The organism is Pseudomonas sp. GM79 (genome assembly GCF_000282495.1).
Lineage (GTDB): Bacteria > Pseudomonadota > Gammaproteobacteria > Pseudomonadales > Pseudomonadaceae > Aquipseudomonas.
Genome location: NZ_AKJE01000002.1, coordinates 81,120 through 101,507, shown reverse-complemented (window position 1 = coordinate 101,507; position 20,388 = coordinate 81,120). Strand labels below are relative to the sequence as shown.

The 20,388-nt window shown below is 60.5% G+C and carries 14 protein-coding genes; 7 read left to right on the top strand and 7 right to left on the bottom strand.

Going from position 1 to position 20,388, the window contains the following annotated elements; genetic code table 11:
• Positions 1 to 7: 7 nt before the first annotated feature.
• From PMI36_RS28860 to PMI36_RS28870, 3 genes are all read left to right on the top strand, one after another.
• Entirely contained in the window at positions 8 to 1,423 is a 1,416-nt protein-coding gene (locus tag PMI36_RS28860) for a Y-family DNA polymerase (protein WP_008066965.1), read from the top strand.
• Positions 1,399 to 4,497 (top strand): error-prone DNA polymerase, encoded by a 3,099-nt coding sequence (locus PMI36_RS28865; RefSeq protein ID WP_202949512.1) that lies wholly within the window; start codon positions 1,399 to 1,401, stop codon positions 4,495 to 4,497. Before PMI36_RS28860 ends, PMI36_RS28865 begins: the two co-directional genes overlap by 25 nt.
• A gap of 131 nt (positions 4,498 to 4,628) precedes the next feature.
• On the top strand, positions 4,629 to 6,740 hold the full coding sequence (locus PMI36_RS28870; RefSeq protein ID WP_032830038.1) for a hybrid sensor histidine kinase/response regulator: 2,112 nt from the start codon (positions 4,629 to 4,631) through the stop codon (positions 6,738 to 6,740).
• Positions 6,741 to 6,897: 157 nt separating this feature from the next.
• On the opposite strand, the gene PMI36_RS28875 is transcribed toward PMI36_RS28870, so the two are convergent.
• Positions 6,898 to 7,419: a DUF4142 domain-containing protein gene (locus PMI36_RS28875; protein ID WP_008066959.1), complete on the bottom strand. Its 522-nt coding sequence runs from the start codon at positions 7,417 to 7,419 to the stop codon at positions 6,898 to 6,900.
• Positions 7,420 to 7,637: 218 nt separating this feature from the next.
• Here PMI36_RS28875 and PMI36_RS28880 point away from each other — a divergent pair, with 218 nt between their 5' ends.
• The gene (locus PMI36_RS28880) at positions 7,638 to 7,880 is read left to right on the top strand and encodes a YdcH family protein (RefSeq protein WP_008066957.1); all 243 of its coding nucleotides are present in this window, start codon (positions 7,638 to 7,640) and stop codon (positions 7,878 to 7,880) included.
• Between the two features lie 108 nt (positions 7,881 to 7,988).
• Entirely contained in the window at positions 7,989 to 8,249 is a 261-nt protein-coding gene (locus PMI36_RS30135; protein ID WP_008066955.1) for a hypothetical protein, read from the top strand.
• Positions 8,250 to 8,399: 150 nt separating this feature from the next.
• On the opposite strand, the gene PMI36_RS28885 is transcribed toward PMI36_RS30135, so the two are convergent.
• The 6 genes from PMI36_RS28885 to PMI36_RS28910 form a co-directional block, all read right to left on the bottom strand.
• On the bottom strand, positions 8,400 to 9,488 hold the full coding sequence (locus PMI36_RS28885) for an SMP-30/gluconolactonase/LRE family protein (protein ID WP_008066954.1): 1,089 nt from the start codon (positions 9,486 to 9,488) through the stop codon (positions 8,400 to 8,402).
• Positions 9,485 to 10,627, bottom strand: coding sequence for an SRPBCC family protein (locus PMI36_RS28890; protein WP_008066952.1), 1,143 nt, complete (start codon positions 10,625 to 10,627; stop codon positions 9,485 to 9,487). The genes PMI36_RS28885 and PMI36_RS28890 overlap by 4 nt, the downstream gene beginning before the upstream one ends.
• Positions 10,628 to 10,737: 110 nt before the next feature.
• Positions 10,738 to 11,601, bottom strand: a complete 864-nt coding sequence (locus PMI36_RS28895) for a LysR family transcriptional regulator (protein WP_008066951.1) — start codon at positions 11,599 to 11,601, stop codon at positions 10,738 to 10,740.
• A gap of 175 nt (positions 11,602 to 11,776) precedes the next feature.
• Positions 11,777 to 13,624 carry an amidohydrolase gene (locus tag PMI36_RS28900; protein ID WP_032830046.1) on the bottom strand — a complete coding sequence of 616 codons (1,848 nt, stop codon included), beginning with the start codon at positions 13,622 to 13,624 and terminating at the stop codon, positions 11,777 to 11,779.
• Between the two features lie 304 nt (positions 13,625 to 13,928).
• Positions 13,929 to 14,243, bottom strand: coding sequence for an SCP2 sterol-binding domain-containing protein (locus tag PMI36_RS28905; protein ID WP_007898209.1), 315 nt, complete (start codon positions 14,241 to 14,243; stop codon positions 13,929 to 13,931).
• A 64-nt stretch (positions 14,244 to 14,307) separates the two neighbouring features.
• Positions 14,308 to 15,018 carry a histidine phosphatase family protein gene (locus tag PMI36_RS28910; RefSeq protein WP_008066947.1) on the bottom strand — a complete coding sequence of 237 codons (711 nt, stop codon included), beginning with the start codon at positions 15,016 to 15,018 and terminating at the stop codon, positions 14,308 to 14,310.
• A gap of 202 nt (positions 15,019 to 15,220) precedes the next feature.
• On the opposite strand from PMI36_RS28910, the gene sohB reads away from it, so the two are divergent.
• Positions 15,221 to 16,243 (top strand): protease SohB, encoded by a 1,023-nt coding sequence (gene sohB, locus PMI36_RS28915; protein WP_008066945.1) that lies wholly within the window; start codon positions 15,221 to 15,223, stop codon positions 16,241 to 16,243.
• Between the two features lie 191 nt (positions 16,244 to 16,434).
• Positions 16,435 to 20,376, top strand: coding sequence for a dermonecrotic toxin domain-containing protein (locus PMI36_RS28920; protein ID WP_008066944.1), 3,942 nt, complete (start codon positions 16,435 to 16,437; stop codon positions 20,374 to 20,376).
• Positions 20,377 to 20,388 lie beyond the last annotated feature (12 nt).

Below are 20,388 nucleotides of genomic sequence, written 5' to 3'. Positions count from 1 at the left end.
GGTTGCCATGCGCTGGGTTTGCATTCTCTTCCCGCAATTGGCGCTGGACGCGGTACTGCGTCAGCGCCCCGACCCCGACGAACCGCTGGCGCTGCTGACCGGCCCGGCCCAGCGCCGGGTGCTGCAAGCGGTCAACGGTTCGGCGCGGGCGCTGGGCTTGCGTCCCGGCCAGTCGATGACCGCCGCTCAGGCCTTGAGCAAAGGGTTTGTCACCGCCGAATACGACGCCGCCGAGATCGAGCACTGGCAGCAATTCCTGGCCGCCTGGGCCTATCGGTTCAGTTCCCAGGTCAGCGTGCATTACCCGCGCGCCGTGGTGTTTGAAATCGAATCCAGCCTGGGCTTGTTCGGGCCTTGGCCGCAGTTCGAGGCGCGGTTGCGGGCGGAACTTGGCGAACTGGGGTTTCGTCACCGGATTGTCGCCGCGCCCAACCCGGTGGCGGCGCGGGTGCTGGCCAACGTTTATGACGGTCTGGTGGTGCCGGACAATGACGCTTTGCAGCATCATCTCGGGCAGTTGCCCGTCGACCGGATCGCCCTGGAGCCAAGCGTTGCCACGGCACTGTCGCGCATGGGGCTGCGAACGTTGAGTCAAGTGCAGGCGCTGCCACGACATAGCCTGGCCCGGCGTTTCGAGGCCCAGGTGCTCAAGCATCTGGACACCCTGTTCGGCTTACGGCACCTGGCGCTGGCGTTTTACCTGCCGCCGGACCGTTTCGATGTACGCATCGAGCTCAATTTCGATGTGCAATCCCATCAGGCATTGCTGTTTCCATTGCGCAGGCTGACCGGCGATCTGGCGGCGTTCCTCTGTGGGCGGGACAGCGGTGTGCAGCGTTTCGACCTGCATCTGGAGCACGCCGGGTTGCCAGACACGCTGATCAAGGTCGGCCTGCTCAGTGCCGAGCGCGATCCGGCGATGCTGTTCGAACTGGCCCGGGGGAGGCTGGAGCAGGTTCAGGTCGAGGCGCCGGTGCGCGGTTTTCGTCTGCGCGCCGAAGACTTGCCGGCCTTTGTGCCCCAGTACCAGGAACTGTTCGATGATCGTCCGCAGCAATCCTTGCCCTGGGAGCAACTGCGCGAACGCTTGCGCGCACGGCTGGGGGATGACGCGGTGCAAGGCTTGCGGTTCCAGGCCGATCACCGGCCGGAATGCGCGTGGCAGACCAGTGTCGACAGCCAGACCTGTGAAGTATTGCCTGCCGTGCAACGTCCGGGCTGGTTGCTGACGGAGCCGCAGGCCGTACACGAAGGTTCGACGCGCATCCTCATGGGGCCGGAACGTATCGAGTCGGGCTGGTGGGACGGCGACGACGTGCGCCGCGATTATTACCTGATCGAAACCCGTTCCGGCCAGCAGGGGTGGGCCTATCGGGCGGTGGGTGAAGACGGTCCGTTGTGGCTGCAAGGCTGGTTCGCATGAGTGTCGATTATGCCGAGCTGCACTGCCTGTCGAACTTCAGTTTCCAGCGCGGTGCTTCCAGTGCGCTCGAGCTTTTTCAACGGGCGAAAAAGCAGGGCTATCGAGCGTTGGCGATCACCGACGAATGCACCCTGGCGGGCATCGTCCGCGCCTGGCAGGCGGCCAAGGCCGTGGAATTGCCGCTGATCATCGGCAGTGAAATACGCATCGAAGATGGCCCGAAACTGGTGCTGCTGGTGGAAAGCCTCGAGGGTTACCAAACCCTGTGCCGCCTGATTACCCGCGCCAGACGCCGTACGCAGAAAGGCCAGTATCAGGTGCTGCGGGAGGATTTCGGCGAGCCGTTGCCGGGGCTGTTGGCGTTGTGGGTGCCGGACGCCGTCGATGACGTTGAGCAGGGTCACTGGCTGAAGCAGACCTTCGCCGAGCGCCTGTGGCTGAGCGTTCAGTTACATCGCGGGCAGGACGACATCCGGCGACTGGCGGCGCTGCTGACCCTGGCGCGGGAACTGCGGATCCCGGCGGTGGCCAGCGGCGATGTGCACATGCACGCCCGTGGCCGTCGCGCCTTGCAGGACACCATGACCGCGATTCGTCATCACTTGCCGGTGGCCGAGGCCGGGTTGCGTCTGCACCCTAACGGCGAACGGCATTTGCGCAGCCTCGACGCCTTGCGCGATCTCTACCCGCAGGCACTGCTCGACGAAACGCTGAGCATCGCCCGGCGCTGCACCTTCGACCTCGGTCAGTTGCGTTATCAATATCCCCGGGAGCTGGTGCCTGAGGGGCGCACGGCCACGTCCTGGCTGCGGGAGTTGGCCGAAAAGGGTGTTCGGTGGCGCTGGGAAAAAGGCCCTAAAGCCGAGGTGTTGGCGCAGATCGACAAGGAACTGCAGCTGATTGCCGAGTTGGGGTACGAAAGTTATTTCCTGACGGTTCACGACATTGTGAATTTCGCCCGCAAGCAACACATTCTGTGTCAGGGGCGCGGTTCTGCCGCCAACTCGGCGGTGTGCTACGTGCTGGGGATCACGGAGATCGACCCGGAGCGGAGCACGTTGCTGTTCGAGCGTTTTCTCTCCAAAGAGCGCAATGAACCGCCGGACATCGACGTCGATTTCGAGCACGAGCGGCGTGAAGAAGTCCTGCAATACGTGTTCCAGCGTTATGGCCGCGCCCGTGCGGCGCTGACGGCGGTGGTCAGCACTTACCATGGTGCCGGCGCAGTCCGCGACGTGGCCAAGGCACTGGGTTTGCCGCCCGATCAGGTCAACGCCCTGGCCGACTGCTGCGGCCACTGGAGTGATCAGGCGCCTCCCGTCGAGCGCCTGCGTGAAGGTGGTTTCGATCCCGACAGCCCGGTGTTGCGCCGGGTGCTGAGCCTGACGGGGCAGTTGATCGGTTTCCCCCGGCACCTGTCCCAGCACCCTGGCGGTTTCGTGATTTCCGAGCAGCCCCTGGACAGCCTGGTGCCGGTGGAAAACGCCGCCATGGCCGAGCGCACCATCATCCAGTGGGACAAGGACGATCTGGATGCGGTCGGGCTGCTCAAGGTCGATATCCTCGCGCTGGGCATGCTCAGTGCGATTCGTCGTTGTTTCGACCTGCTGCGTCGGTACCGTGGCCGCGACCTGAGTCTGGCGACGGTGCCGGCCGAAGATCCGCAAACCTACGAGATGATTGGCCACGCGGACACCATCGGGGTGTTCCAGATCGAATCCCGGGCACAGATGTCGATGTTGCCGAGGCTCAAGCCCAAGAATTTCTACGATCTGGTGATCGAGGTGGCGATCGTTCGTCCGGGGCCGATTCAGGGCGGGATGGTGCATCCCTATCTGCGGCGGCGTAAGGGCGAAGAAGAGGTGATCTACCCGTCGAAAGAACTTGAAACAGTGCTGAAACGTACGTTGGGCGTGCCGCTGTTCCAGGAACAGGTGATGCAGATCGCGATTGTCGCCGCCGACTACAGCCCCGGCGAGGCCGATCAATTGCGCCGCTCCATGGCCGCCTGGAAACGCCACGGCGGACTGGAACCGCACAAGGAGCGTTTGGCGGACGGAATGAAGAAAAACGGCTACACGGCGGAGTTCGCCGCGCAGATCTTCGAGCAGATCAAAGGCTTTGGTAATTACGGCTTTCCCGAATCCCACGCCGCCAGTTTCGCCTTGCTGACCTATGCCAGTTGCTGGTTGAAATGCCACGAGCCGGCAGCCTTCGCCTGTGCGCTGATCAACAGCTGGCCCATGGGTTTCTACAGCCCGGACCAGATTCTTCAGGACGCCCGCCGGCATCATTTGCAGATTCGCCCGGTGGAAGTGCGGGCCAGTGACTGGGATTGCAGCCTGGAACCGATCATCGGCGCGCAGCCGGCCATTCGCATGGGATTGCGGATGATCAAAGGCTTTCGCGAGGACGATGCCAGGCGCATTGAAGTTGCACGGTCGAAAGGGGCGTTTGCCGACATCGCCGACCTTGGCGAACGGGCGCGACTCGATGCCCGTGCCCAGGAGCAACTGGCCGATGCCGGTGCATTGCGCGGGCTGGCCGGTGACCGGCATCGGGCGCGCTGGGAAGTGGCGGGGGTGCAGAAGCAGCTCGGCTTGTTTGCCGGTTTGCCGAGCCAGGAAGAGCCGACGGTGTCTCTGCCCAAACCCACCGTGGGCGAGGACCTGCAAGCCGATTACAACAGTGTCGGCACCACCCTCGGCCCGCATCCGCTGGCATTGCTACGGGGTGAATTGAAAGCCCGGCGTTGCCGCAGTTCGAAAGAACTTATGGATGTCGAGCACGGCCGACCGGTCAGCGTCGCCGGGTTGGTGACCGGTCGGCAACGCCCGGGCACCGCCAGCGGCGTGACCTTCGTGACGCTTGAAGACGAGTTCGGCAACGTCAACGTGGTGGTCTGGCGCGACCTGGCCGAACGGCAACGGCAGGTACTGGTCGGCTCGCAATTGCTCAAGGTCGATGGACGCTGGGAAAAGGAAGGCGAGGTGCGGCATCTGATTGCCGGGCGCTTGAGCGACCTGAGTTCATTGCTCGACGGTATCCATGTGCGCAGCCGGGATTTCCGCTGAACCGGCGACATTCAGCTATACCTCAATGAAACCATTGGCGTCGGCGGTGCTCGAAACAAACGGGCACGCACCGTCTCCTCACGCCGTTGCACTGCCTGAAAACATGTCATCCACAGGACATAGGCCAGTCGATGCAGTTTCTTGACAATAGCCACGGATGTACCGGCTGGAGCGGCGAAATGGCCGGACGCATTCGCGCGTTCGACTGGAGCCTGACCGAGCTCGGGAGCATCGATACCTGGCCCGGGAGCCTGTGCAGCGCGGTGCAATTATTGCTCGCCTCACCCCTGCCGATGGTGATGCTGTGGGGCCGGCCCGGTTACATGATCTATAACGATGCCTACTCGAGATTTGCCGGTGGGCGCCATCCTTACCTGCTGGGTTCCCCGGTGGAGTTGGGCTGGCCAGAGGTCGCCGAATTCAATCGGCATGTGGTGGACACCTGTCTTGCGGGCGGCACCTTGTCCTATCACAACAAAGCTTTGGTGCTGTTGCGTGATGGCGTACCCGAAGACGTCTGGATGGATCTTTACTACAGCCCCGTCGCCGATGATGACGGGCACCCCGCCGGGGTCATGGCAATGGTGGTCGACACCACTGATCATGTGATTTCCGAGCGCCGCCGCCAGGAAGCCGAAAGCGCTTATCGCGCCGACAACGAAAGAGTTCGCCTGGCTCTTAATGCCGGGGCTTTGCTCGGCTCGTTCGTCTGGGACATCAAGGCTAATGTGCTGTCTGCCGACGAACGCTTCGCCCGCACGTTTTCCTATCCGCCCGATCAGGACCTGGCCAATCTGCCACCGCTCATCGCCGAAATGCAGATTCATCCCGACGACCGCAGCTGGGTTCAGGAGCGGCTCAATCAGTCGGTGGAAAGCGGCATACCCTATAACGCCGAATACCGGGTTCTGCGGCCCGATGGCAGTTACCTGTGGGTGCTGGCCAGCGGGTGTTGCGAGTTCGATGAAAAAGGCGAGGCGTTCCGCTTTCCCGGGGTGTTGATCGACATCCACGAACGCAAGACCGCCGAAGAATCCTTGCTCAAATTCACCCGCAACCTGGAGCAACGAGTCGCCGACGAAGTCGAAGCGCGGCTGGCGGCCGAAGAGCAGTTGCGCCAGTCACAGAAACTCGAAGCCATCGGTGGTCTCACCGGCGGCGTGGCCCATGACTTCAACAACCTGTTGCAGGTGATCGCCGGCAACCTGCATTTGCTGGCGCGTCACGAGCCGGACAACGCCAACGTGCAACGCCGGGTCAGTGCGTCGATTGCCGCGGTCGAGCGCGGTGCCAAATTGTCGTCGCAATTGCTCGCATTCGCCCGCCGCCAGCCTTTATCGCCGGCGGTTTGCGATCCACGGCAGATCTTCGAAGGCTTGGGGGAATTGTTGCAGCGGGCGCTGGGGGAAACTATCCAGATCAAGGTGACGGCGCCTGACGATCCATGGCATCTCTACGTGGACCGCAATCAACTGGAAAACGCCATTCTCAACCTTGCGATCAACGCTCGAGACGCCATGAACGGCGAGGGGACCATTGCCCTGAGCGCCGAGAACATTGTCCTCGACCGCAAATTTTGCGCAGGCAAGGGCATCGTCGCCGGCGACTATGTTTGCGTCGCGGTGGCTGACACGGGTGTCGGCATGTCGCCTCAAGTGCTCGCACAGGCCTTTGAACCGTTTTTCACCACCAAGGCCGACGGCCAGGGCACCGGCCTGGGTTTGAGCATGGTGTTCGGTTTCGTCAAACAGAGCGACGGGCATATCGAGATTTCCAGCGTCGTCGGGCAGGGCACTCGGGTGCAGCTGTATTTCCCGCGCAGCTTGCGCCCGTTGCCCGGTGAAACAACGCGCCATGATCCGCAGCACCGTGGCGGGCACGAAACCATTCTGGTGGTCGAGGACAACGAAGCGGTGCGTGGCTCGGCGGTGGATTTGTTGCGTGAAGAGGGCTATCAGGTTCTGACCGCGGCCAACGGTGACCTGGCCATGCAGATGTTGCTCGATGGCGTGACAGTGGATCTGATCTTCACCGATGTGGTTATGCCCGGTCTGATCAAAAGCGCGGACCTGGCCGCCTGGGCCAAGGTGCAGAATCCACCGGTGGCGGTGCTGTTTACCTCCGGCCACACCCGGGACATTATTTCGCGCAATCATCAACTCAGCCCCGACACTTATCTGCTGAGCAAACCTTATGGCCCTGAAGCGCTGTTGAACATGATCCGCAGCGTGCTGGGTGGTTGAGTCTGGATTTTCATTGATTGCGCAATCCATGTGGGAGCGGGCTTGCTCGCGAAAGCGGTGTGACAGGCAACATCAATGTTGACTGTGCCGTCGCCTTCGCGAGCAAGCCCGCTCCCACAGGTTCCGCGCCTTGACTGACTGTCATCAGCGCGTGGGGTTATTTGTCGGGATGAGCCGCCTGGAGTTTTTTCGCCATATCCAGGTGTTTTTCCAGCGCCGGCAGCATTTTTTGTGCAAAGGCCTTGAGGTCAGTGGCGCCTTTGGTCTTGTCGTCCGTCACCGTATTGGCTTCTTTCTTGAACCGTTCAATGGCTTCTTCATGAGCCTTCACCTGATTGTTGGCATAGGCCGTGTCGAAGGATTCATCGCGCAGGTCGAGAATTTTTTCCTTGGCCTGTTTAACCATCGTCGTCGTGTCCGGCACTTCGATGTCATGCTTTTTCGCCAGCGCCGCCAGTTCTTCATTGGCTTTGGAATGATCGGTGACCATCATGTTGGCGAACGCCTTGACGTCGGCCGATGAGCTTTTTTCCAGGGCCAGTTTGCTGGTCTCGACTTCCGCGATGCCGCCCGCGACCGCGTCATCGACGAAGTCGTTGGAATCGGCGGCAAAAGCTGTGCCCATGCTGGTGCTCAAGGCAACGGCCAGGGCTAGGTGACGCAGATTGAAGCCGTCCATTGATCATTCTCCACACAGGTTTCTATGGGCGATCCGGGTGATCGTTATTCAATGGAGGCGGGCGCTCGGGTAAAGGTTTTATCGCGTTTGCGACAGGACGACGAACGGACACCGCTGGTCTGATAGACGGTCGACAGAACCGGGTAAGCAAGGCCATTCTGATAGCTGGTGAGCGCAATCGATCGCGTTCGCTACCGATTAACAAACGGAGGTGTTCCATGCCGGTGACTCATGACCTTTATCAGGACTTGCGCTGCACGAAGGAAGAGATCCAGCAAAAACGCACCAAGGATCCGTTACTGGATTCACTGCTCAACAAGTACTCCCAGGCGGACGCCGAAGTGTTGAAGGCCGAGTCCGCACAATCGGATGCGCCCAGCGATGATGCACTGAAGAAGCTCAAGGAGAAGCGCTTGCAGGTCAAGGACAAGATCGTCCAACAACTCCAGGCACGGTCCTGAGGCGCTACGTCGAGTCACCGACGACCGGTGACTGAAAAATTGGAACGGGGATAAATACCGGCACCTCGAACGATCAGAGCCGACTTTGCGGCCCATGCGAGGTGCCCCATGTCCCATTCAGCCTTTCCCCATAAAGAAAAGTACCCCAGCGAAGAGCAGGGCGGTTACGACCCGATCCCGACTTATCCCGAACCCCTGAGCCCGGGACGCACCACCGTCAACCCCGAGGATGAACCGGGCATTGATGAATTGCCGGACAATGAGGACATAACGCCTCTGGAGCAGGATGACGTCACTGACATCGACCCGGAGCGAGTGCGCGAAGAGACAGACAATTCGGTACGCGATGATGAGATAGAAACGCGTTGAGTCCACGAGGGTTGATCACAAACCTCGCGGCAACCCCAATCAACTGTGGGAGCGGGCTTGCTCGCGAATGAGGCCACGCCAGTCGACATCAATGTTGAATGTCAGTCCGCCTTCGCGAGCAAGCCCGCTCCCACAGTTCGATCACCGTTACTACTGCAACGCCGTACTCAAAGGCAACCGCGCCATGTGCCGTGCTTTCAGCGATCCCAGATACAACCAGTCCCCGTACTCGCGCACGGTGGTGATGGGGGAGTAGTTGCCGCTGCTGGCGTCCTGCAGATTGGCAATCACTTTACCGTCGAGGTCCAGGCCGAGGGCGAAGGCGCGTTTCTCCACCGGTTTGGGCAGGACCGTCATCGCGCGCACGATCATTTTGCGTATCAGAGGGTAGGGCGCCGTGGCGTCGAGCAGCGCATTGCGCGGGGCATACAGCGCCACCCAGAAACGATCGCGACCATTGAATGCCAGGTTGTCCGGCAGCCCCGGCAAATTGTCGATGAACAGATCGTGGGTCCCGGCTTTCGGCCCGGTCAGCCAATAGCGGCTGATGCGATAGGCGCCAGTTTCGTTGACCAGCACAAACGCATCATCAGGCCCCAGGGTCACTCCGTTGGCGAACTCCAGTTTGTCCAGCAGAACCGTCGTTTTGCCGGTCTGGAAGTCATAACGCAGCAATCGGCCGTCCCCGCCGTGCTCGATGATTGCCTCGCCATCCTTGCCGTAACCCCAACGGCTGGATGCATCGCTGAAATAGGCGTAATGCCCGGGCTTGTCGATGGCCACGTCATCGGTAAAACCGAAGGGCACGTTGTTGGCCGTGGTGCTCAATGCAATCAACCGGCCTTGAGCATCGAGCGATAGCAAACCCTTGACCCCGTCGGCGATCACCAGCAAACCATTGGGATGGCGCGCCAGGCCCAATGGCCTGCCACCGGTATCGGCCAGCACCCTGGTGGTATTGCCGTCGAGGCTGGTGCTAATCAACCGGCCGTCATGCAGGCCGGTGATGAGGATGTTGTCTTCCAGAAGCAATGCTTCCGGGCCGTCGATGTCAGCGGCACCGACACGTTCCACGCCTTTGAGGCGCTGATTGTCTGTGTAGATGCCATCGATGAGGGAGGGCGCTGGTGACGGTGTCCAGGCGATCGGCTGGACCTTGGTGGGTAATAACAACAGGAAGCCGCCAATCACGATGATTAGCAGCAACAGTAAATGCCGAAACCTGAAGGCTCTTTTCACGCGGTGACTCCTGTCGAGGCCAGATGTTTTTGCGCCATCTCGCGTAACGCCAGCATCGATTGCGCCGATTCATGCTCAATGCGCCGTTTGAGCAACAATCGATTGGCGATGCGCATCAGTACACCGCTAAAACAATATTCCAGGGTGCGGACAAAACGCGTGCCGTCGCCAAAAGCCTCGCACTCGTAAGTCACCACCAGCGACAGTCCATGATCGCCCCGGGCCCGAGCGCTCCAGCGGCGACCGGGCAGGTATTCGCTGACCTCCCAACGCAAATGCCCCTCGCGTCCGCCGGCCCGAATGTCTTCCTCGAACCGCGCCCCGGCATACAACGGGCCGCTCTGGCCGTCGACTTTGAGGGAGGACGGATGCCACTCCGGCCAACGTGTCGCCGTGCTGGCGTAGGCGAGCACGGCGAGCGGATCTCCTGCGATGTCGACCACGTGCTGCAGGCGGGTGGGCGTTCTCGTCAGGTGTGGAGGCGCTTGTTCCGGTTCCCAGTACAGAGTGCCGAACAGGTAGTCCATCAGGGGGAACACGATATTGAAATTGCGCTCCTGCATCAGCTCACGGCGATGGTGCAGTTCGTGCAGACGGCGCATCTGGCGGATCCACGGCAGCCGTGTCAGCGGGTTGCCGGGCGGTAGATGTTCGCAGGCGTGGAACACTTCATAAGTCAGGTAACCGAGGACCATGCAGCCGCCGAACAACCCCGCGACGTTGGCATTGAGCTGAGCCAACAGCCACCACGCGGGCGCGGTGATAACGAGGGTGTGCAACACAATCAGCCAGGCTGGAAACAGAATCACCCGCCAGTCCCGGGCGCTGTCGTAGGTCATGTGGCCTGGGGTGAAAAAGCTGTGATGGTCACCGGCGTGACGGGCGTAGAACATTCGCGCCAGACGCTTTTTGTGGTGCCCCAGATGCCGATGCACGACGTAGACGCCGAAGTTGAAGAACAACAGGGTCAGCGGCACCGCCAGCCATTCCAAGGGATGTACCTGATGCACGGTGCTCCAGAACGCGCCGATGGCCAGCAACCCGAACAGCAACACGAAGGCGCCATGCAGCCAAGGGTTGTAGAGCGGATGAATGTCGGCACGGTAGCGCGTGCGGAATGCTTCGGTGGTCTGCCTCACTGAGTGCACCTGTGGTTATTGTTATAACCAGCAGATTAGCCGATCCCGCCGCCGAGGCTGGCTGAACCTTGAGGGCACAAGCGCCATGCTCAGGTGCAAGGCGCCTGGCGTCAGGTCAAGGGGTTCCAGCGCTGGGACCAGTCGTCGTCCGTCTTGATCACTTCGCGCAGCAAATCGAAGGCTCGTTGCAAGGTCGCCGAGTCGCGGTCCCGGGAGTAAACCAGGTAGGTCGGATAGCTGAACTCCGGAGCCTTGGGCACTGGCTCCAGCACGCCGCTTTCCAGGTAGCTCTGGACCACGCGGGTACGGAAATAGCCGCTGCCGCCGTTTTCCAGGATGTATTGCAAAGCCAGCGGTCCGAGGTTGAAGCTCAGGGCTGCCTTGGCCTTTTCCGGCAGTGCGGCATCGTGCTGACGACGGAAGTCCGGGCCCCAGTCGATATACACGTAAGGCTCGGGCTGGCCGGCCAGGCGTACCAGGATGAGTTTTTCTTCCAGCACCTGCTCGACTTGCAGGCGTGGCCAGTACTCGGGCTGATAGACCAGCGCCGCATCCAGCACCCCCAGCTCCAGTTGCCGCAGCAGGTTTTCGCCGTCGCGGATTTCCATGCGCAGGGCATGGCTGGGAATCTTCTCGCGCAACTCGCCGGCCCAGCTGAGCATTAAAGGGTTGCACAGACTGACCTCGCCACCGATGTGCAGCACGTCGCGGTAGCCCTCGGGCAGCGGCAAGTCACGACGTGCCGCTTCCCAGGTTTGCACCAGTTGATTGGCGTACACCACGAAGGCCTCACCGTTCGGCGTCAGGCGCGCCCCGGCGCGGTTGCGCACGAACAGCGTGCTGCCGAGCTGACTTTCGAGCTTTTGCACGCGGGCGGTGATCGCGGTCTGGGTGACGTGCAGCTTTTCAGCCGCCGCGGCCAGGCTGCCGTGGCGGACGATTTCCAGAAAGGTGCGGGCGAGGTCGATGTCCATGGGCAGGCCGATGCGGGAGGTGCGGGCATTGTAAGAGCAGGCGCTGCCAGCGGATAGAAATCAAGATCAAAAGATCGCAGCCTTCGGCAGCTCACACATTGGAATCGCGCACGCCGTGAAATATCGGGCGAACACAAATCCTGGAGCTGCCGCAGGCTGCGATCTTTTCTCTTTTTCAAAACGCAAAACACGAACAGCCAAACGCCCCCCAGAACCCTTGGAAGTCACTGACTGGCGCCGACGACAACCGCGCCCGCTCATGGCTGTGGGCATGTACCGCGCAAGCGCCCACGCATTGATGAACCTGAGCCGTCAGTGGCGCCAGTGGTTTCCAATGCCCCGGTACGTTCACCACCGGTGACCACTCAGGCACTACCGGGATAGGCGCAGGCCCCAGTTTTTCGAACTCGACGCTGCCGTAGACGATCTTGCCGTCGACAATGGTCAGCACCGACTCGATCCATTTGATGGCTTCGTCTTCGATGTGGAAGTAGTCCGCCGACAGCGCAATCAGGTCCGCCAGTTGCCCGACTTTGATCTGGCCTTTCTTGCCTTGTTCGGAGGAAAACCAGGCGCTGCCGTGGGTGAACAGTTCCAGCGCCGTATCACGGCTCAAACCTTGCGGGTACAGCGCCAGCCCGCCGACGGTGCGGCCACTGACCAGCCAGTACAGGGAAGTCCAGGGGTTGTAGCTGGAGACTCGCGTGGCATCGGTGCCGGCGCCCACCGGCACACCCTCGGCCAGCATGCGTGCGATCGGTGGTGTCGCTTCGGCAGCCTTCGCGCCGTAACGGTCGACAAAGTACTCGCCCTGGAACGCCATGCGGTCCTGGATGGCGATGCCGCCACCGAGCGCTTTGACCCGCTCAATGTTCCGTGGGCTGATGGTTTCGGCGTGATCGAAGAACCATGGCAAACCGTCGAACGGAATATCCCGGTTGACCTTCTCGAACACGTCGAGCATGCGGCTGATGGATTCATTGTAGGTGGCATGCAGACGGAAGGGCCAACGCTGTTCCACCAGATGCCGCACCACCGGCTCCAGCTCCTGCTCCATGGTCTGCGGCAGGTCGGGGCGAGGTTCGAGGAAGTCTTCGAAATCGGCTGCCGAGAACACCAGCATTTCCCCGGCGCCGTTGTGCCGCAGGAAGTCATCGCCCTGACCGTAATGGGAGGTGCTGGTCCAGTTTTTGAAATCGGTCAGCTCTTCCTTGGGTTTTTGGGTGAACAGGTTGTAGGCAATGCGCACCGTGAGCTGTTGGTCTTTGGCCAGTTGCTGGATAACTTGATAATCGTCCGGGTAATTCTGATAACCGCCGCCGGCATCGATGGCGCTGGTGACGCCCAGCCGATTGAGTTCACGCATGAACTGGCGGGTCGAGTTGACTTGATACTCCAGCGGTAATTTCGGTCCCTTGGCCAGGGTCGAGTAGAGGATCATTGCGTTGGGTCGGGCGATCAGCATGCCGGTGGGGTCGCCATTGGCATCGCGCTGGATTTCGCCGCCCGGCGGGTTCGGCGTGTCGCGGGTATAGCCGACCACTTTCAACGCCGCGCGATTGAGCAGGGCGCGATCATAAAGATGCAGAACGAACACTGGGGTGTCTGGCGCGGCCTTGTTCAGTTCTTCAATCGTCGGCAGGCGCTTCTCGGCGAACTGGAACTCGTTCCAGCCACCGACCACCCGCACCCATTGCGGCGTCGGTGTGCGATCGGCTTGATCCTTGAGCATGCGCAAGGCATCGGCCAGAGATGGCACGCCTTCCCAGCGCAGCTCAAGGTTGTAGTTCAGGCCGCCACGGATCAAGTGCAGGTGAGAGTCGTTGAGACCGGGAATCACCGTGCGGCCATGCAGGTCGATGATTTGGCTGCCGGGGCCTTGCAGGGCCATTGCCTGGGCGTCGCTGCCGACCACCACGAAGCGCCCGTCCTTGATCGCGACGGCACTGGCCTGGGGTTTCTTGCGGTCAACGGTGTGCAGGCGTCCGTTGTACAAAATCAGGTCGGCTGGGGTATCGGGCATGGCTTTACTCCCTGCGAATAGTGGGCTGACCCAGGCACCGACGGCGCCTGCCGAGAGGCCTTGCAGTACACGGCGACGACTGAAGTCGTTGTGCTCGTCAGGTGGGCTCATGGCAGCGCTCTCCACAAAGTTCTTCACAAAGAAGCGGGGATCAACAGCCGATGTCTGACGCATGCGGCCAGAAGGAATATAGTCGGCAAATCCACAGATAGCCGTTTGCGAGGGCGAAAAACGACGAATCCCGCCACAAGGGGCGGGATTCGTTTGCAGCCAGACGTGCTCCCGAAAGACGGGAGCGGCGCGCTTAGGCCGGGAACAGCTCGGACAGTTTCATGGCCAGCATCATGTCGCCTTCAGCGCGCAGTTTGCCGCCCATGAACGCTTGCATGCCGTCGGTCGAACCGTCGACGATGCCTTCCAGGGTTTCGCCGTCCATTACCAGAGTGACCTGGGCGTCCGGGTTCTCGCCTTCTTGCAGTTCGCAGGTGCTGTCTTTGACGATCAGCGAGAAGTGCTTGGTGTCGTCGATGCGGAAACCGAATACCAGGTCCAGACCGGCAGCAGCGGCTGGGTTGAACTTGGCTTTCATTGCTTGTACGGCATCAGCTACGGAGGTCATGGTTCGATCCTTTCTTGGGTAATAAGAGCTGGGTGATTACAGCCAGGGTCACAATAATCCGGACTCAGCGAAACGTGATGAGTTCCGGGGCCTTCAACAGTTGCAGGTGTGCATGACTGTTGAAGGAAGCCAGGGCCACCTCGCGCCCGCGAAACTTAAGCAGGTTGAGCGAGGTGTTGACGATTTGCCAGTTCAGTTCAAAGGCCTGCTTTGCGGGCATTTGCGTAATGAGGTGGAGCAGGGCAGTGATAGTGCCGCCGGAGGTGAACACAGCGATTTTCTGGGTATTGTCGGCTTGTTCGAGCAATCGATGCAGACCGCTCTGTACGCGTTCGACGAAGCCCAGCCAGCTTTCCAGTCCCGGTGTGTCGTAGGTGCCGGCGAGCCAGCGCTCGATGATCAAGGCAAAGATGCGTTGGAATTCAGCACGGTTTTGTGCGGCATTGCGCAGGATATCCAGCGCATGAGGCTCGTCCTCCAGCATGGCCGGCAGCAGGGCGCGGATCACTGCGTCGGCATCGAATTCATTGAAAGCGGAATCGATTTCCAGGGTAGGCACCGGCATACCGACGGCCGCAAACTGTTCCAGCGCACTGTTGGCGGTGTGTTGTTGGCGGCGCAGGTCGCCCGACAGGCAGCGATCGAAGCTGACACCAAGTTCGGCCAGGTGCTGACCGAGGAGTTCTGCCTGGCGAATACCGGTCGGCGACAGGACGTCATAGTCGTCTGCACCAAAGGAGGCCTGGCCATGTCGAATCAAGTAGATGCTGCCCACGTCCGCGTCATCCCGGTACGTTGAAGGTTTGGCGAGGTTATGAGGATGGCGGTGAGCTGTCAATGAAAAAACATACGCTTGTTTGAAATGCCCGTTACAGGCCTGTTGCCAGAGGTTTCACGGCTGGCCGTCGGGCCGGCGGATGGGTATGCTGGAGGTATCCCGCGCGTGTTTACCCCGCGCATTGATTGAAGGAGTCCCTGTGGAGCTTTTGTTCGAGTACGCCATTTTTCTGGCCAAGACCGTGACTCTGGTGATCGCCATTCTGGTGGTCCTGGCCAGTTTTGCGGCGTTGCGCAGCAAAGGTCGGCGCAAATCGGCCGGTCAGCTGCAGGTCAGCAAACTCAATGATTTCTACAAAGGGCTGCGCGAACGCCTGGAGCAAACCTTGCTCGACAAGGATCAGCTCAAGGCCTTGCGCAAGTCCCAGGCTAAAACCGATAAAAAGCAAAAGAAGAAACCCGAGGTCAAACCACGGGTGTTCGTGCTGGATTTTGATGGTGACATCAGGGCGTCGGCCACTGAGAGCCTGCGTCACGAAATCACCGCGCTGCTGACCCTCGCCACGCCCAAGGATGAAGTGGTGCTGCGCCTGGAAAGCGGCGGCGGCATGGTCCACAGCTATGGCCTGGCGTCTTCGCAACTGGCGCGGATTCGTGAAGCCGGCGTGCCGTTGACCGTGTGCATCGACAAGGTCGCGGCCAGCGGCGGCTACATGATGGCGTGCATCGGCGAGAAGATTATCAGTGCGCCATTCGCGATCCTCGGCTCGATCGGTGTTGTGGCGCAGTTGCCCAACGTCAATCGCCTGCTGAAAAAACACGACATCGACTTCGAAGTACTGACGGCTGGCGAGTACAAGCGCACCCTGACAGTGTTTGGCGAAAACACCGAGAAGGGCCGGGAGAAATTCCAGGAAGACCTGGACATCACCCATCAGCTGTTCAAGAACTTCGTTTCCCGCTATCGCCCGCAATTGGCCATCGACGAAGTGGCCACCGGTGAAATCTGGCTGGGCATTGCGGCGCTCGACAAGCAACTGGTGGATGAACTCAAGACCAGCGATGAATACCTTGCCGAACGCGCCAAGCAGTCTGAGCTCTACCACTTGCATTACGCCGAACGCAAAAGCCTGCAGGAGCGCATCGGCATCGCGGCCAGCGGTTCGGTCGATCGCGTATTGCTGGGCTGGTGGAGTCGCTTGACTCAGCAACGCTTCTGGTAAGCCTCTGGCAGGCGTCTCCGGAAAAAATCAAACCGCGGATTTCCGCGGTTTTTTTTCGTCCGGCGTTTGAGACTGTTCACTTTCCTGCGGACTCTGCGAAACGTCCTAACTGGCCTGCCGATCATTCCGACTTACGCTTGAGTTGGGGCTGGATATTCTGGTGGCTCCCAATAGTTTGCAATGGAATGCACATGAATGATCACGCCCATGGCGACGCCCCAACGCGCAATGTCCTGATGCGTAACGAACTGAAAGCTGCGGTGGAGACCGCACTTGCGCAAACTCCCGCTCAGTTTGGTGAGCGCTTGATCAAGGAGAAGTGGGGAGCCGACATTGATCCGCAGACAGCCCTGCTGGTAACGCTCGACTATAACTACCATGGGCATCCTCCTGAGAACGGCGTCCACCAGGGGCGGGTGGGAAGTTCTCGCACCCTGATCCAGGCGCTGCTTGGCAATTATCAGACGGTGGGCGACGGGCGCTTCGGCGAAACCGCGTTTGGGCTGTACACACCGCCCGACATCGGGCCGTCGGTGCGCATTGTCGAGAAAGTCGATGAGTTTGCCTATGTGGGCAATGGCAACCACGACACCTATGAAGGCATTTACCGCGCCACGGTTCCGCAATCCTATGGCCCGCACACGCAAATCAATCTGCGGCCTGCCGATTTCAAACAGTGGGTCTGGGGGTTGTTTTTTTCCCGTCGATACCAGACTTATCTTGATCAGGCCTGGCCGTCGGACGCGGTCATTGCCGCTCCCGGTCCTTATGCCCTGAGGACATCAGTCAAGGCGGCTTTTGTCATGGCGGCCCGGCTGCAATATCAAGAACGGTGCCTGTCCCGAGAGGGGCTGGAACTCGCCATGCAAGCCGCCGGGTTGCCCGCCGCGCAGAGCTGGGAAACGCTGACAATCGAGCAACTGCAAGCGCCTACAAGGATGCCTTCGAGCGTCGAGGCGAGTCGGCTGAAACTGTACCGTTATACGGCAACCGATATCTGGTGTTTTCGAGCGCGATCAGGCGCCAGGGTGCTGCTGTACATTCCCGGCAATTCTTCACCGTTGCATGAATTCAACGATAGCCGGCAGTTGCGTCAATGGATCGTGGCTCAGGGCAGGGAGGCCGATACGAAACAGGCACTGGCGGCTCACTTTTGCGAAGAGGATCGCGAGGACGGCACCTTTCATGCGGGGGTACTGACCGCACTGGAGGGCATGGCGGTTTATCCCAGGATGCACAGGCTGACGAAGAATGCCGGGTTCTTCAACGATGATGGCCATTGGGATCCGGACGACTACATCAATTTTGATCGCTCACCCAGCGCATCCGACCCTTTTGCGCAGTTGGTGAGTTCCATGAAGCAGGCCGCCCAGGACAGCGTCAAGACCATCCGCGACGATGCCCAGGTCAACCGTGACAATCTGAGCGCTTTCGTCGAGCCGATCGTGCAATGGGTCAACCGGTTCGGGCCACTGGCGTTGTTTGTGCCCGGAGGTGAGGGATTGTTGGTGCTGGCCGGGCTTATTGACGCCGGTTACGGCCTGGATGAGGCCATCGAGGGGAAAACGGCCAGTGAGCGTTCTGAAGGCGTGACGCGAACCGTGTTCGGCTTGCTCAATGCTCTGCCGCTGGCCGGGGCTGCCGCTTCGTTAAAAGGCGAAGGCGCCGAGGCCACCGCGCTGGCCAGGGCCGAGCACGGGGCCGAGGAGCCCGCTGTGCGGCTCGATGGTATGCCGGTGGACGCTCCACCCGTTCATGTCGCCCCTCTGGAGTCGGCCGCACAGATGCCGACCCGTCTGAGCCTGCTGCGAGGGATCGGCGCTCCGGTGGACGCCTTCAGCGACGAAGTGCTGGCGCAAATCGGCAAGGTCAGCGCCGTTGATGACGATCTGCTGCGAATGATGCAGGCCGGTCGTCAACCCACGCCTGTGTTGGCCGACACTATCAGCCGCTTCAAAATCGATCAGGACGTCGTGGAGGTCATCGACAAAGCGCAGGCTGACGGGAACGAGGCATTGCAGGCCCGGCGAGTGGAGTTATTCAACGCTCGCTATCAGGCGCTCCAGCACTCGGAGCATGAATGGGTCCGATTGTTTCAACAACAATATCCCGGCCTGCCGAAAAGTGCGGTGGAGCAGATGCTTGATCGCTGTGGCATAGCGTTCACAGAGACGCCGGATGCGATCGAGATCAAGGGGGTATTCAGGCAACTGGATGGCAAGGCCCGCCAGTATCAGCAGCATGTGAGGCTGACCCGTGCTTACGAAGGCCTTTATCTGCGATCCGTGGCCCATTCCGATTCGGACACGCTGGCCTTGCATTCGCTGAAAAACTTGCCCGGATGGCCAAAAGGCCTGCGAATCGAGGTGCTAGACGGCTCGTTGCAAGGTCGGGTGCTGGATCGTTGCGGTTCGCTTGATGCGGCTGATTGTCGTCGCTTGATCAAAATCGGCGACCACTATCAATACGTTGATGTGGTCGCCCAGGCCATCGCGCGCACGGACTTTTACGGGGCCGTCATCGGTGTGTTGTCCGCGGATGAGCGGGCGGCGCTGCAATTGCAGTCGCTGAACCCGGCCAACGAACTGAAGCTCAACCTTCGCGACCGGACGCTATCGCGCGCCGAGTTCGGCCTGGGCCTGGGCAGAATGGACGGAGGATTGCCTTTTGAAATGCAGGGCTTGAGGGGCGGCGGCTTTCCGACGACCCTCCAGGCTGCGGCGTTGAGCCACGAGACGATGAGACTGCAAGTCAGGGACCTCTATCCCGACTTCGGCAACGCGCAGGCCGATGAATGGCTGCAACATGCCGGAGCAAGCGCTCAGTCACGCCTCGATGGTCTGAAGCAACAGTCTGAGCAATTGAGTACGGATTTGACCAGTTGGATCGACCGGTCCCTGCAGGATGTCGATGACATGGGCATCGACTTTCTGGCCGCTGGCGACGAGGACGCTGTGGGCATGACTCATGCGCAAATCGCGGCGCATAACGTCGCGTTGGTGCAGCACGCGATGGAACTCGAGCGCGAGACCCGGATAGAACTGGCTGACGAGCTGATCTCAATCTGGCAAAAGTGTCCGCCGCAGGCCAACCGCCTTTATTCCGGCGAAGCGTTAGCGGGATACAAACTGGATCTGGAGTTCGAGGACTACCACCGCTTGCCGATCATGAACATCAAGTTCAACGAGGTGATCGAGTTGTCGATGCGCGGATTTCACCTGACAGAGCGTGAGAGCTTGAACGGGTTCCTGGAGTCTTTCCCCAATCTGCGGGTATTGAATCTGGAGAAAGTCGATCTGCGGCTATCTGACGCCATGGGGGCGCTGGAGAGTGTTTTGCCGCCTGCAATCCCGCGAATGAGCCATCTCACAACGCTGAATCTGAAAGACACGTTTCTCAAATTCAGGGAGAACACGGCGTCGCAACTGAGTGACTTGATTAACTTGCAATCACTGGACCTGAGTGAAAACCCCCTGAGTGTTTCGCCTGTGTTGTTAGGGATGGACAACCTGCGCGAGGTGAATTTGAGGAAAGCAGGGATCAGTACGTGCCCGATCGGGATTAGGGGCGAGCCCTACCTGACGTCGCTGGACCTGCGTGACAACCGGATCACCCGGGTTCCGTCGGCGGTGTTGAGCCAGGCCATGGTTCGGGGGCGAGTGCAGCTTTGGGGCAATCCGTTAACGGACGAAGACACATTGCGGCGCCTGATCAGCCATCGACAGCGCACAGGGATCAACCTGTGGTTGAGCGCGCCGGGTCCCGGTTATGGCAATCCAGAGGCGTGGTTACAAGAGGGGGATGAAGCGCTGCAGCAAGCCAGGCGAACAATCTGGCAGCAACTGGCGGTCAAGCCGTCAGGCAGTCGTTTCCTGAGGCTCATCGATGGGCTCAGCCTGACGGCGGACTTTCAGGTCGAGTATATGGCGTTGCAAGCGAGGGTCTGGCAACTGTTGAGCGAGGCGCAGGCATCGGACGAGTTGTGGAGCTGGCTGAACCGGGTGGTCGAGGCCACAGAGGTCGATGCTGAAAATCCGCTGGGGATTTTCATGTCGCTGGAGGATCGGGCCAGGCTCTACCGCGATTGGGTAGCGATGGGGCGGCCCTTTCCGGTGATCACCGAGCAGGCCTAGAAGAGGATGGCC

Bases quoted from the DNA above. Each gene is read 5' to 3' on its own strand.
- PMI36_RS28860 (WP_008066965.1), top strand. From the start codon at position 8: ATGCGCTGGGTTTGCATTCTCTTCCCGCAATTGGCGCTGGACGCGGTA.
- PMI36_RS28870 (WP_032830038.1), top strand. From the start codon at position 4,629: ATGCAGTTTCTTGACAATAGCCACGGATGTACCGGCTGGAGCGGCGAA.
- PMI36_RS28875 (WP_008066959.1), bottom strand. From the start codon at position 7,419: ATGGACGGCTTCAATCTGCGTCACCTAGCCCTGGCCGTTGCCTTGAGC.
- PMI36_RS28880 (WP_008066957.1), top strand. From the start codon at position 7,638: ATGCCGGTGACTCATGACCTTTATCAGGACTTGCGCTGCACGAAGGAA.
- PMI36_RS30135 (WP_008066955.1), top strand. From the start codon at position 7,989: ATGTCCCATTCAGCCTTTCCCCATAAAGAAAAGTACCCCAGCGAAGAG.
- PMI36_RS28895 (WP_008066951.1), bottom strand. From the start codon at position 11,601: ATGGACATCGACCTCGCCCGCACCTTTCTGGAAATCGTCCGCCACGGC.
- PMI36_RS28900 (WP_032830046.1), bottom strand. From the start codon at position 13,624: ATGCCCGATACCCCAGCCGACCTGATTTTGTACAACGGACGCCTGCAC.
- PMI36_RS28905 (WP_007898209.1), bottom strand. From the start codon at position 14,243: ATGACCTCCGTAGCTGATGCCGTACAAGCAATGAAAGCCAAGTTCAAC.
- PMI36_RS28920 (WP_008066944.1), top strand. From the start codon at position 16,435: ATGAATGATCACGCCCATGGCGACGCCCCAACGCGCAATGTCCTGATG.